The organism is Acidovorax sp. LjRoot66 (assembly GCF_964253305.1).
Classification (GTDB): domain Bacteria; phylum Pseudomonadota; class Gammaproteobacteria; order Burkholderiales; family Burkholderiaceae_C; genus Acidovorax.
The window spans coordinates 4,625,776-4,637,723 of the sequence record NZ_CAXUQU020000001.1; the positions used below are offsets into that span (position 1 = coordinate 4,625,776).

Genomic DNA, 11,948 nt, shown 5'->3' on the forward strand with positions numbered 1-11,948 from the left:
GCATGGAATGTTCACCCCTGTTTGGCCTGCACCGTGGTGCGCGAGCGCTCCACGAAGCGGTGCGAGAAATAGGTACCCAGCCCCACCACCACGACGGCCAGCACACCCAGCGCCGCGCCCGGGCCGCGGCCCGAGATGCTCTGCATGTACAGGTAGATGCCGTAGCTCATGGGCGCCTGGCTTTGTGCCGACGAGAGAAGGATGGTGGCCGAAAGCTCCACCGCCGCCGTGATGAAGCTGGTGACGAAGCCCGCGAGAATGCCGCCCATCATCAACGGCACCATGACGCGGCGGATGGTGGACAGGCGCGACGCCCCCAGGCTCTGCGCCGCCTCTTCCAGCGACACATGCACCTGCTGCAGCGCCGCCATGCACGAGCGCAGCGCATACGGCAGGCGCCGCACCGCGTAGGCCAGCATGATCAGCACCCAGGTGGTGACCACCGGCGTATCGGTGAACGGCAGGTTCACGCCCTTGAACATGCGCAGGTAGCCAATGGCCAGCACCAGCCCCGGGATGGCCAGCGCGGCCGACGCCAGGTAGTCGAGCCAGCGGCGTGCCGGCAGCTGCGTGCGCAGAATCAGGTAGGCAATCGAGGTGCCGATCACCACGTCCAGCCCCGCCGCGATGAAGCAGTACAGCAGCGTGTTGCCTATCATCTGCTTGGAGTCGGTGAACACCGTGGCGTAGTGCTCCAGCGTGTAGGAATCGGGCAGCACCGAGAAGCTCCACACCTTGGAGAACGACATCAGCAGAATGCCGATGTGCGGCGCCAGCGTGACCACCAGGATGAGCCCTATCCAGCCATAGGCCAGCACCGACTCCCACGCCGACAGGCGCCTGCGCTGCAGCGAGCTGCCGCCCTTTTGCAGCGTGGCGTAGTCCTTGCCCTTCATCACGCGCGCCGCCATCCACAGCGCGAGGATCGAGAAGGCGATCATGATCACGCTGATCACATAGCCCAGCGGGTCGTCGATGCCTACCGAAGTGATGCGCAGGTAGGCCTGGGGCGCGAGCATGTTGGTCACGCCCATCACCAGCGGCGTGCCCAGGTCGTCGAACACCTTCACGAAGACCAGCGCCGCACCGGCCAGGTAGCCCGGCATGGCCAGCGGGAAGATTACGCGGCGGAACAGCCGCCAGCCGCGCGCGCCCAGGTTCAGGGCCGACTCTTCCATGGCCCCGTCGATGTTGCGCATGGAGGCCACCAGGTTCAGCAGGATGAACGGAAAGTAGTGAATGCTCTCGACGAAGGTCACGCCCACCAGCCCGTCCATGATGGGCACGGTGAAGCCGAAGTATTCGTTGAGCAGAAGGTTGATTGAACCATTGCGCCCGAAGATCAGCTGCAGCGCCACGGCCCCGACGAAGGGCGGCATGATCAGGGGCAGCACGCCCAGCGTCTGGATCAAGAGTGCCCCGCGGAACTCGAAGCGCACCGTGAGGTAGGCCAGTGGTACGGCGATCAGGCTCGCAAAGAACACGCTGGCCAGCGAGACCACGAGGCTGTTGAAGAACGACTCGCGGAACACCGACTGCTCGAAGAAGTTGGCGAAGTGCCCCAGCGTGAGCGCGCCCGTCTCGTTGATGAAGGCGGTATAGACCACCAGCCCCACGGGGATCAGCAAGAACAGCAAGAGGAAGGCCAGGATCAGCCCGAAGGCGATCCAGGGGCCCACGCCCGTGAGGGCATGCAACAGGCGCGGGCGGGCCGCACCGGGCCCGGCGGCGCCGGGTTCGGAGTAGACAGCAGACATGGTGGTGGCTTCCCGGCGCCCCTGCAGGGCGCCTTGGGCGCGATTGCGCCGGGTTGTGGTGTGGAGTGCGTGCCGTCTTCTTACTTGGCCATGCCCTGTGCTTGCTGGGCCAGCGTGCGCGCGCGGTCATAGTTCTCGCGCGCCTTGGTGGCCCACAGCTGCTCCAGCCCCGTGAGCTGCTTGGACACCGCCACATCGCGCCGGTTCTTGCGGAACAGTTCGAGGAACTCTTCGTTCTTCACATTGGCCTCGCCCACCAGCGAGGTGAAGGCCAGGCTGCGCGCCTGCTGCAGCAATTCGGCGCCCTTGGCGTTGGGCTTGGCCTTCAAGGCCTTGTCCGCATCATGGATGGCGCGGGTGGCGGCCTGCAGCTCCTTCAGGCGAAAGGTCACCATCTGGTCGAACAGGCTGGTCACCACCTGGTAGCGGTTCTCGGACAGCACGGCATCGAACTGCACCTTGGCGCGCTGCGCCACCTCCTGCGGCACGGGGTAGCCTGCGGGTGCCTTGAGGCTGCTGTAGGGCAGGATGGGCAGGCGGCTGATCTTGGGATCGAACAGCAGTTGCTGCCCTTCGGTGGACATGCTGAAGGCCATGAACTTCTTGGCCTCGTCCGTGTTCTTGCCGCCCGCGATCAACGCGATGTTGGCTGGCACCACGGCCGTCATGGCCGGGTAGACGAAATCCACCGGAAAGCCCGAGTACTTGCCCGCCAGGCCAAAGAAGTCGATCACGATGCCGATGCCGTACTGGCCGTTGTTCACGCCATCGGGCACGGCAAAGCTGCGGTCGGTCACGGCGGCGGCATTGCCCATCATGGCCAGCAACTGGGCCCAGCCCTTGTCCCAGCCCTCGCCCTGCAAAATCGTCTCCACCGTGAGCTGCGTGGTGCCCGAGCGCGATGGCGAGGAGATGGCCACGTGGCCGAAGTATTCAGGGCGCGTGAGGTCGGCCCACGCCTTGGGCGCAGGCAGCTTGTTGGCCTGCAGGTAGCGGGTGTTCCACATGATGCCGTAGCCCGCCAGCGCCTGGCCGTAGTACAGGCCCTGCGGGTCGTTGAGCGGGTAGTTGCCGATCTTGGCCGGCGCGGCGGGGTTCTTGGTGTCCGGTGCAGCCTGCAGCAGCTTGTTGCGGGCCAGCACCTCGAACGCATCGGGGGCCGAGGCCCACATGATGTCGGGCCGCTGGCCCTCGGGCAGCTCACGCACATAGGCAATCGCCGCCGTGGTGTTCTTGTTCAGGATCTCGATCTTGATGCCCGGGTTCTTGGCCTCGAAGGCTTTCTGGTACGCGGTGGTGAGTTCCTTGGGAAAGGACGTGAGCACCGTCACGGTGCCCGCCTGGGCGCCCTGCACGGCACACAACAAACCGGCGGCCAGGGCCCCCGCACAAAGAATGCGCTGCATGGATGTCTCCTCTATGTTCTAGTGGCCCCAATGTAGGCGGCCCGGTCACCGGCCGCCAATCATTGTTTCTGATGCGGTACATCAGTCGCACGGCCTGTCGGGTTATCACCTAGAACGAGAAGACCCCCTGCATTCAACGCTCCATCAGCCCATTCGACGGCAGCGTTTCATCGAGCAGCTTGCGCCCCGCCTCCACCCCCGCCACGGGCAGACCCTTGGGGTCCAGCAGCCCCACCTGCACCAGCACGCTGGCCTGGTCCCAGTAGATGTGCTCGTGGTAGAGCTTGTCGCCGCGAAACTTCACCACCGCCAGCAGCGGTATCTCCACACGCCGGCCCGTGGGCGCCACGCCGGGCAGCATCCACGGGATCTCGGTGGTGTGGGTGAAGCAAAACAGCATCTCATCGACCACCTGCGTGGCGCCCACCGTGCGCGAGATGGGGGTCAGGCTGGTGTCGGGCGGGTTGCTGTTGACGAAGTGGCGCGTGTAGAAGTCGTGCAGGTGGCGGTAGCCCACGCCGCCCGTCATGGTGGGGATGTGGTTCACATAGGGCTCGGCCACCATGGTGGACATGGTGGCGTCCACGTCGCGCGTGGCGAATTCGTACTCGCAGTGCTTGTCCCACAGAGCCGACAGGTCGTAGTGCGGGCCCATCTCGCGCCGCAGCGCGGCCACGCTGCGCTGGTGCGCCATCAGCGCCGAAGGTTTGTGGAAATGGTCGCCCCCCGCGCGCGCAAACGCATGGTCGGTGCCGGGGTAGACGTACAGCTCCACGCTCTCGCGGCCCGAGAGGGCCTGCACGATGGCCTCGCGCGCAGGGGGCGGGCAAAAGCCGTCGAGCTCGGCGATGTGCAGCACCAGGCGGCACTGGATGTCCGCCGCATCGGTCAGCGCGGCCTCGATGCCCACGCCGTAGTACCCGACGGCCACGTCGGCATCGGTGCGGCAGGCGGCCAGGTAGGCCAGCTTGCCACCCAGGCAAAAGCCCAGCACGCCCACCTTGCCGCCGTGCGCGCGGACCTCGGGGCGCGCACGCAGCGCCGAGATGGCCGTCTGAAGGTCCTGCACGCCCTTGGCCTCGTCAAAGCCCTGGTAGAACCCGAAGGCGCGCGGCATGTCGCTGGCGGCGTCCAGCTCCACGGCAGGCTCCTGGCGCCAGAACAGGTCGGGCACCAGCACCACATAGCCTTCCTCGGCGTAGTAGTCGGCCACATCGCGCATGGTGGCGTTCACGCCGAAGATCTCCTGCGCGAGCACCAGCCCAGGGCCGCTGCCGCTGGCGGGGGTGGCAAGGTAGGCGCGAAAGCTGCCGCTGCCGTCTGCAGCGTCGAGCGTAGTCCATTGTCCTGGCATGGTAGGGTTCCTTATGGTCTTGGGTTCGTGGGAGTTTCAGGAAGCGGTAGCACCGGGCACGGCCTGCGACGCACCAGCCGCAGGGGATGCGCCGGCATGCCGCGCCAGCAGTTGCCGCGTGACCACAGCATAGTCCGCCGGGTCCACCGGCCCCAGCCACTGCTTGAAGCGGGTGAGCACGCCCAGGGGCAAACCCATGTCCTGCAGCAACTCGTCGATGTTGTGCACCGAGAACGGGATGATGTTGGTGCCCTTGGAATGCTTGCCGTCGGTGCGCTCCTCCATCCAGGCCAGGCGCCGGTCGATCTGCGCGTTCATCTGGTCTGGGGGTGGCAGCTGCAGCCCGCCGCGCAGGTGGTTGGCCAGCCATAGCGCACCGATCTCGCAGTTGAGCTGGCTGAAGAACGAGGAGTTGTAGCCGTTGAACGCCAGGCGCGGCATGCCCACGGGCAAAATGGAGCGGTACAGCCGGAAGTTGCCGCGCGCATCGGTCACGCGCTGCAGCACGCTGCTGTCCAGAAACGGCACCTGCTGGTGCCAGCCCGTGCCGCAGACCACGAGGTCGGCGGGCACCGTCTCGCCAGTGCTCAGCACGGCCTGGCCGGGCTGCAGCGTACGGATGCTCACGCCCTTGCGCACACCCAATTCGCCGGCAGCCACCTTCTCGTAGAAGCCGTCGGTCACCAGGCTCACGGTGCTGCGGGCGATGGTTTCGAGCGGCGTTCCCGGGTGCAGGCCGATCTCGCGCAATTTGAGCTGGCGCGTGACCACCGACTCCACGCTGCCCAGCATGGAGTTGCGCACCGGCAAGCCCGGGCCGTGCAGGAATTTCTCGAACCCCTTGGGCTCGATGTACTTGAACAGCGCCTCGCCCATGCGCGTGAGCAGCAGGAACTTGAAGTTCAGCACGTTCATGAACTTCTTCGGGATCTTCCAGATCAGTTGGCGCGCGAGCACCGTGGTGCTGGCGCTGTCGGCCGCGATGGCATTGGCCACGTCGCACGACGATTTGCCGTAGCCCACCACCAGCACATGCTTGCCGCGCGCCTCGTTCGCGTCGTTGAACTGGCTGGTATGGCACACGCGCCCGCCAGCAGCCACGAATGCATCCGCGCCCGGGTACTGCGGCACGGCCGGCTCGCTGAAGATGCCGTTGCACACCGCCAGGTAGTCGAAGCGGTGCACCTCGGCCGGCAAGGCGCCGCCCTGGCCGGTTGCTGCTCGGCGCGCCTTCAGGGTCCACACGCCGGCCTCTTCGTCCAGCACGGCGCTCTCCACCGTGGTGGACATGCGCAGGTGCGGCACCAGTCCGAAGTGCTCGGCATACGACTGCAGGTAGGCCTGCACCTGCTGGCCCGAAGGCCACTCGGGGTAGCTGGCCGGCATCGGAAAATCCGACAGCGCATAGGTAGTGCGCGGGTTCTGCGTGGTCAGGCCCGGGTAGCGGCGCGAAGCAGCCCAGACGCCGCCCACGTCGGGCTCCTTCTCGAACACCGTCACCTCGAAGCCGAAGGCGCGCAGCACCTTGGCGGTGGAAAGGCCGGCAAAGCCGGCACCGATGATGCCTACGGTTCTGGTCATGGTGGCGCTCCTTCAGGACATGAGTTTGGGAATGGCGGGCTCGTGCGACTCGGGCCCCATGGCGGAGTAGCCGCCGTCGCATGCATAGTCGGCACCGGTCACGAAGCTGGCCAGGTCCGAGCACAGGAAGAGCACCACATTGGCCACCTCGGCCGGGTCGCCGACTCGGCGCAGCAGGTGGAAGGGCGCGGCCACGCGGTCGGTCTTGGCGCGGTCGCCGCCGGTGAGCTGGTCCATGATGGCCGACCAGGTCCAGCCGGGCGAGACGCTGTTCACGCGCACGCCCTCGGCCGCCAGGTCCATGGCCATGCTGCGCGTGAGCTGCACCATGGCCGCCTTGCCCACCGGGTACAGCCAGCGCCCCGTCTGCGCCACGCCCGAGGAGATGCTGGTGAAGTTGACCACCGCCCCACCCCCGGCCTGTTGGAAATGCGGGCGCACGGCCTTGAGCACCATCACCGCACTGACCAGGTTGACGTTGAGCGAGGCCAGCCAGTCCTCGCGCGGCGAGGCGATGCCATCGTCCAGGTACGAGCAGGCCAGGTTCACCAAGTAGTTCACCCCGCCGTGGCGTTCTGCGGCCAGGGCCACACAAGCGGCCACCTGGGCGTCATCAGTGATGTCGGTACGGCTGAACAGCACCCCGACCCCCAGCTCGTCCGCCAGCGCCTGCCCGGCCTCGGCGTTGATGTCGGCCACCACCACCCGCACCCCAGCCTGGTGCAGGGCACGCACCACCCCGGCGCCGATGAGGGTGGCGCCCCCGGTCACGATCGCGCTCTTGCCGCGCATGCTGTCGAATCCCTGGACCATGCTGACTCCTGTGTTGTCCGAAACATGTTGCAGTGCATCAGCGGTAACACGCCGTCACATCCGCCCTGTGCACCCGGGTGCTAACGCTCTTGCGCAGCACCCGGGGCCTGCACAAGAATAGAAAGGCAGCCCGCGCATCCGCATCCCGAAAGCGCAGGGTGTATCCCGCAAACGCATGTTTTCGCGCCCCCTGCCGTGGCGTGTTTCGTGCTTGCCCAAGAACCAACACCCCACCGGCCGAACCGCATGCACACCGCCCAGCAGAGCAGCACCGCGCACCCGCTACCGCTGGAGCGCTTTCGCCTGTTCGACAGCCACGACCTGGACGAGGCGCGCGAGTTCGTTGGCCGCGTGTTCTGCCCGCACGAGCTGGCGACCCTGCACCGGGGCGCGCAGCTCGATGCCTGCCACCACAGCGTGCCCCTGCACCGCGATGCCAGCCTGAACTACGTGCAGTACGGCCCGGCCGTGCGCATCGAGCCGGGCCACCTGGGCGGCTTCTACCTGCTGCAGATACCGCTGCGCGGTGGCGCCACGGTGCGTTGCGGCGGCCAGGCGGTGGAATCGCATGCGCTCATGGCCTCGCTGCCCTCGCCCACCGAGCCGCTGTCCATGCGCTGGCACGAAGACAGCCCGCAGTTCATCGTCAAGATCGACCGCGCGGCCTTGCATACCCGCCTGTCGGCCCTGCTGCAGGCACCGGTGCAGCAGCCACTGGTGTTCGACCTAGGGGTGGACCTGGCCCAGCCCGCGCTCATGGGCATGGCCAGCTTCATTGCCTACCTGCGCTCGGCGGTGGAGACCAACGCCTTCCTGCTGGGCCACCCGGTGCTGGCCGAGCAGGCCGAAAACCATTTGCTCACCAGTCTGCTGCTGTCCACGCAGCACAACTATTCACAGGCCCTGGGCGCCGGCACGGCCATGCCGGGCAGCGCACCCGTGGTGCTGCCGCGCGTGGTCAAGCGCGCGCAGGAGTTCATGCACAGCCGGCTGGAGCTGCCCATCACCCTGGCCGAGGTGTGCGCGCATGTGGGCATTAGCGCCCGGTCGCTGCAGCAGACCTTTGCACAGTGCACAGGCAAGAGCCCCATGGCCTTCCTGCGCGAGTTGCGGCTCGATGCGGCGCGCGCGGCACTGCAACAGCCCTCCCTGGCAGAGCGTGCGCCGCAGGTCTCGGACATCGCGGCGCGCTACGGCTTCTTTCACCTGGGCCACTTTGCCGAGGGCTACCGCAGGCGCTTTGGCGAGACCCCGTCGGACACCCGCCAGCGCAACGGCCAGCCCCACTGAATCCGGCTCACCCCGGCTGCGCCACGAAGGCATCGGCAAAGAACGCCATGGGCCGCATGCCCGCCAGCGCGGCGAAGTCGTGCCGGGCAGCGTCCACCATGGCCGGTGCACCACAGGCATACACCTCGTGCTGCGACAGGTCCGCATGGTCCTGCAGCACGGCCTGGTGCACCCAGCCGGTGCGGCCGGCCCAGGCATCGACCTCGGGTGCATCCGACAGCACGGGCACATAGCTCAGGCGGCCCTGCAGGGCCTGCTCCCACTCCAGGCACAGGCCGTGCAGGTACAGATCGGCCCGCGCACGGCCGCCCCAGTAGAGGTGCACGCGGCGCTCGCTGCCGGCTGCAAGCAATTGCTCCACCAGCGCTTTCACGGGCGCGAAGCCGGTCCCGCTGGCCAGCAGGATGGCCGGCGCCTGCGATGCGCCATCGTGCATGCCGAAGGTGCCGAACGGTCCCTCGATGCGCAGCACGTCGCGCACCTTGAGCTTGCCGAACACCTGGTCGGTGAACAGGCCGCCCGGCAGGTGGCGGATATGCAGTTCCAGCAGCTCCTGCCCGTCACGGGCCGGCGTGGCCAGCGAGTAGCTGCGCCGGCGGTTGCCAGGCAGCAGCACGTCCACATACTGCCCGGCGGCGTAGTGCAGGCGCTGGCCTGCCGGGGGCTGCAGCTGCACGCGCATGACATCGGGCGCCAGGCGCTCCAGCGCGGCCACGCGCACCGGCAGCTTGCGCACGGCGATGCCGGGGATGTGGGGAATCTCGGCGCATTCGATGCGCAGGTCGCTTTTCGCCTGCGTGCAGCACAGCAGGTATACGCCCTGCCCGGCTTCGTCCGGCGCCAGGGCAGCAGGCTGCGCGCCGGGCAGGCACGCCGCCTTGCCACCGACCACCCGGGCACGGCAGGCGCCGCAGGTGCCGGTCTTGCACTGGTGGGGCAGCAAGATGCCCTGGCGCAGGGCGGCATCGAGCACGCTTTCGCCCGCCTGGCTGGTGAAGGCCTTGCCCGAAGGTAACAGGGTGATGGCATGCACAGGCACTTCGGCCACGGCTGCGCCGACCTCTTCGATCATCTGCATGGGAAACCCTTGGTGGCTTAGACGGTGAGGTAGCGCGACCACAGGCTGCGGTCGGCATTGAGCGCGGCGGAATCGCCCTGCCAGACCACGCGCCCGCGCTCCAGGATCACATGGCGGTCGGCCAGTCCCACCAGGCGGTGCACGTACTTGTCGACCACCAGGATGGTCTGCCCGGCGGCCTTGAGCGTGGCCAGGCAGCGCCAGATCTCCTCGCGGATGACCGGGGCCAGGCCCTCGGTGGCCTCGTCCAGGATGAGCAGGCGCGGGTTGGTCGACAGCGCCCGGCCGATGGCCAGCATCTGCTGCTCGCCACCCGAGAGCTGGTTGCCCAGGTGGTTCTGGCGCTCCTTGAGGCGAGGGAACACCCCGTAGATGCGCTCCATATCCCAGGCATCGCGCAGGCCGTTGCGGTGGTCGGCAAAGGCCAGCAGGTGCTCGCGCACCGTGAGATTGGGGAACACGTGGCGCCCCTCGGGCACGATGGCCAGGCCCAGGCGGGCGATGGCGTCGCTTTTTATCGCCCCGGTAGCCTGCCCCGCAAAGCGGATGCCGCCGGCCGTGGGGCGCAAGGCCCCTACCAGGGTCTTGATGGTGGTGCTCTTGCCCATGCCGTTGCGGCCGAGCAGGGACACCACCTCGCCTGCAGCGATGGCGAGGTCGATGCCGAAGAGCACCTGGCTCACGCCGTAGCCGGCCTCCAGGCCCTGGCAGCTCAGCAATGGCTCGGGCGCACTCATGGGGTCGTCTCCAGGGTTTCGGTGCCCAGGTACACGGCCTGCACCTCGGCGTTGTTGCGGATCTCGTCGGGCGTGCCGGCAGTGAGCACCCGGCCATAGACCAGCACCGAGATGCGGTCGGCCAGGCGGAACACGGCCTCCATGTCGTGCTCGATCAGCAGCACGGCCATGTCCTTGCGCAGGGTTTCGATGAGCTGCACCATCTGCAGCGATTCGTCAGGCCCCATGCCGGCCATGGGCTCGTCCAGCAGCAGCAGCTTGGGGGCCGATGCCAGCGCCAGCGCCACATCCAGCGTGCGCTGCGCGCCATGCGGCAGGGCTCCGGCGGTCTCGCCCATGCTGCCTTGCAGCCCAACCCGCTCGGCCAGCCGGTCGGCGGCCTCGTACAGGCCGCGCGCCTGCGAGCGCGGCTGCACAAAGCGAAAGCTCGACCCGCTGTGCGCCTGCACGGCCAGCAGCAGGTTGTCGCGCACGGTCTGCTGCGGAAAGATGCGCGTGACCTGGAAGCAGCGCGACAACCCCTTGGCCACGCGGCGGTGCATGGGCAGCGCGGTGATGTCGGCACCGTCGAGCAGCACCCGGCCCGCGTCGGGCGCCAGCAGGCCCGAGATCTGGTTGACCAGCGTGGTCTTGCCGGCGCCGTTGGGGCCGATGAGGGCATGCACCTCGCCGTGCGCCACCGAGAGGTCCACATGGTCGGTGGCCAGCAGGCCGCCAAAGCGCTTGACCAGGCCCTGCACTTGAAAAAGGCTCATCGCGGGCTCCTTGCGCGCAGGTCCGCCAGCGCCGCCAGGCCCTTGGGCGCATACAGCGCGGTGGCGATCAACAAAACGCCCAGCGGCATGTGCCAGTAGTCGGTGTGCAGCTTGAGCACCTCTTCGAGCGCAAGCCACACGGCCGCGCCCAGCGGCCCGCCCCAGCGCCGGCCCAGGCCGCCGATGACGACCATCACGATCAAGGTGGCCGATTGCGTCCAGTGCATCATCGACGGGCTCACGAAGCTGTTGCCCGTGGCCAGCAGCGCACCCGCCAGGCCGGCGACGGCACCGGCCAGCGTGAAGGCCGCCAGTTGTAGCAGGTACACCGGGTAGCCCAGGGCACGCATGCGGGTTTCGTTGTCGCGGATGCCCGCCAGCGCCGCGCCGAAACGCGAGGCCGTGGCCCGGTCCAGCCACCACAGCACCAGCGCCACCAGGGCCAGCACCACCCAGTACAGCGTGGGCTCATGCATCAAATCGAGGCCCAGGCCCAGCGCCGGCCGCATGGGCAGCGTGTAGCCATCGTCGCCGCCATAGCTGCGCAGCGAGACGAACACGAAGTACAGCATCTGCGCGAAGGCCAGGGTGATCATGATGAAGTACACGCCCTTGGTGCGCAGCGAGATGGCGCCCACCAGCGCCGCCACCAGCGCGGCAGCAGCCATGGCAGCGCCCCAGACGACCCAGGCCGAGGTAGCGCCCGCGTCGCTGAGCACCACCACCGCATAGGCGCCCACGCCGACGAAGCCCGCATGCCCCAGCGCCACCATGCCGCCAAAGCCCATGATGAAATTCAGGCTGGCGGCGGCCAGCGCCACCACCAGCACCCGGCGCATGAAGCCGATGTAGAAATCCAGGCCCAGGGCCGATGCCACCAGCGGGAACAGCGCCAGCGCCACCAGCAAGGCCAGCGGCAGCACTGCGCCGCGCCAGCGCGGCACAGTCTCCTGCGGCAACGCGGAAGAAGAGATATTCAGGAAAGAGGACATATCGGGTTCCGTCGGTTCTATGCGCCACCTGCAGCGCATGAAACTGGCGCGGCCAAGGCCAGTGCCCCCGCGCAAGGGCCGCCCCGCCGCGAAGGCGGCGTATCCAGCGCTTGCGCTGGGGGCGTCCCCCTCCCGACTCGCGCAGCGAGTCGAGAGAGGGGTGAAGGCGCGAAGCGACTCAGGGG

General features: G+C 67.9%; 10 protein-coding genes. 1 reads left to right on the forward strand and 9 read right to left on the reverse strand.

The window, feature by feature from the left end; all coding sequences use genetic code 11:
* Positions 1–11 precede the first annotated feature (11 nt).
* The 5 genes from ACSQ3Y_RS21735 to ACSQ3Y_RS21755 all read right to left on the reverse strand — a co-directional run bounded on the left by ACSQ3Y_RS21735 (position 12) and on the right by ACSQ3Y_RS21755 (position 6,911).
* Entirely contained in the window at positions 12–1,757 is a 1,746-nt protein-coding gene (locus ACSQ3Y_RS21735) for an ABC transporter permease (protein ID WP_436178848.1), read from the reverse strand.
* A gap of 80 nt (positions 1,758–1,837) precedes the next feature.
* On the reverse strand, positions 1,838–3,163 hold the full coding sequence (locus ACSQ3Y_RS21740; RefSeq protein WP_057265815.1) for an ABC transporter substrate-binding protein: 1,326 nt from the start codon (positions 3,161–3,163) through the stop codon (positions 1,838–1,840).
* 133 nt (positions 3,164–3,296) lie between these two features.
* Positions 3,297–4,517, reverse strand: coding sequence for a dienelactone hydrolase family protein (locus tag ACSQ3Y_RS21745; protein ID WP_436178849.1), 1,221 nt, complete (start codon positions 4,515–4,517; stop codon positions 3,297–3,299).
* A gap of 36 nt (positions 4,518–4,553) precedes the next feature.
* A complete protein-coding gene (locus ACSQ3Y_RS21750) occupies positions 4,554–6,098 on the reverse strand; it encodes a flavin-containing monooxygenase (RefSeq protein ID WP_436178850.1) in 1,545 nt (514 codons plus the stop codon).
* Between the two features lie 12 nt (positions 6,099–6,110).
* On the reverse strand, positions 6,111–6,911 hold the full coding sequence (locus ACSQ3Y_RS21755; protein ID WP_200961145.1) for an SDR family oxidoreductase: 801 nt from the start codon (positions 6,909–6,911) through the stop codon (positions 6,111–6,113).
* A 246-nt stretch (positions 6,912–7,157) separates the two neighbouring features.
* On the opposite strand from ACSQ3Y_RS21755, the gene ACSQ3Y_RS21760 reads away from it, so the two are divergent.
* Positions 7,158–8,201 (forward strand): AraC family transcriptional regulator, encoded by a 1,044-nt coding sequence (locus ACSQ3Y_RS21760; protein WP_057203619.1) that lies wholly within the window; start codon positions 7,158–7,160, stop codon positions 8,199–8,201.
* A 7-nt stretch (positions 8,202–8,208) separates the two neighbouring features.
* On the opposite strand, the gene ACSQ3Y_RS21765 is transcribed toward ACSQ3Y_RS21760, so the two are convergent.
* The 4 genes from ACSQ3Y_RS21765 to ACSQ3Y_RS21780 are packed head-to-tail and all read right to left on the reverse strand — an operon-like array spanning position 8,209 to position 11,763.
* Positions 8,209–9,279 (reverse strand): CDP-6-deoxy-delta-3,4-glucoseen reductase, encoded by a 1,071-nt coding sequence (locus ACSQ3Y_RS21765; protein WP_436178851.1) that lies wholly within the window; start codon positions 9,277–9,279, stop codon positions 8,209–8,211.
* 17 nt (positions 9,280–9,296) lie between these two features.
* A complete protein-coding gene (locus tag ACSQ3Y_RS21770; protein WP_436178852.1) occupies positions 9,297–10,016 on the reverse strand; it encodes an ABC transporter ATP-binding protein in 720 nt (239 codons plus the stop codon).
* Complete coding sequence (locus ACSQ3Y_RS21775) at positions 10,013–10,771, reverse strand: ABC transporter ATP-binding protein (RefSeq protein WP_436178853.1); 759 nt, start codon at positions 10,769–10,771, stop codon at positions 10,013–10,015. The genes ACSQ3Y_RS21770 and ACSQ3Y_RS21775 overlap by 4 nt, the downstream gene beginning before the upstream one ends.
* On the reverse strand, positions 10,768–11,763 hold the full coding sequence (locus ACSQ3Y_RS21780; RefSeq protein WP_436178854.1) for a branched-chain amino acid ABC transporter permease: 996 nt from the start codon (positions 11,761–11,763) through the stop codon (positions 10,768–10,770). The genes ACSQ3Y_RS21775 and ACSQ3Y_RS21780 overlap by 4 nt, the downstream gene beginning before the upstream one ends.
* Between the last annotated feature and the right edge of the window lie 185 nt (positions 11,764–11,948).

What these genes read in the sequence shown, in the direction of transcription:
- ACSQ3Y_RS21735 (WP_436178848.1), bottom strand. Translation starts at nt 1,757, where the DNA reads ATGTCTGCTGTCTACTCCGAACCCGGCGCCGCCGGGCCCGGTGCGGCC.
- ACSQ3Y_RS21740 (WP_057265815.1), bottom strand. Translation starts at nt 3,163, where the DNA reads ATGCAGCGCATTCTTTGTGCGGGGGCCCTGGCCGCCGGTTTGTTGTGT.
- ACSQ3Y_RS21745 (WP_436178849.1), bottom strand. Translation starts at nt 4,517, where the DNA reads ATGCCAGGACAATGGACTACGCTCGACGCTGCAGACGGCAGCGGCAGC.
- ACSQ3Y_RS21750 (WP_436178850.1), bottom strand. Translation starts at nt 6,098, where the DNA reads ATGACCAGAACCGTAGGCATCATCGGTGCCGGCTTTGCCGGCCTTTCC.
- ACSQ3Y_RS21755 (WP_200961145.1), bottom strand. Translation starts at nt 6,911, where the DNA reads ATGGTCCAGGGATTCGACAGCATGCGCGGCAAGAGCGCGATCGTGACC.
- ACSQ3Y_RS21760 (WP_057203619.1), top strand. Translation starts at nt 7,158, where the DNA reads ATGCACACCGCCCAGCAGAGCAGCACCGCGCACCCGCTACCGCTGGAG.
- ACSQ3Y_RS21765 (WP_436178851.1), bottom strand. Translation starts at nt 9,279, where the DNA reads ATGCAGATGATCGAAGAGGTCGGCGCAGCCGTGGCCGAAGTGCCTGTG.
- ACSQ3Y_RS21770 (WP_436178852.1), bottom strand. Translation starts at nt 10,016, where the DNA reads ATGAGTGCGCCCGAGCCATTGCTGAGCTGCCAGGGCCTGGAGGCCGGC.
- ACSQ3Y_RS21775 (WP_436178853.1), bottom strand. Translation starts at nt 10,771, where the DNA reads ATGAGCCTTTTTCAAGTGCAGGGCCTGGTCAAGCGCTTTGGCGGCCTG.
- ACSQ3Y_RS21780 (WP_436178854.1), bottom strand. Translation starts at nt 11,763, where the DNA reads ATGTCCTCTTTCCTGAATATCTCTTCTTCCGCGTTGCCGCAGGAGACT.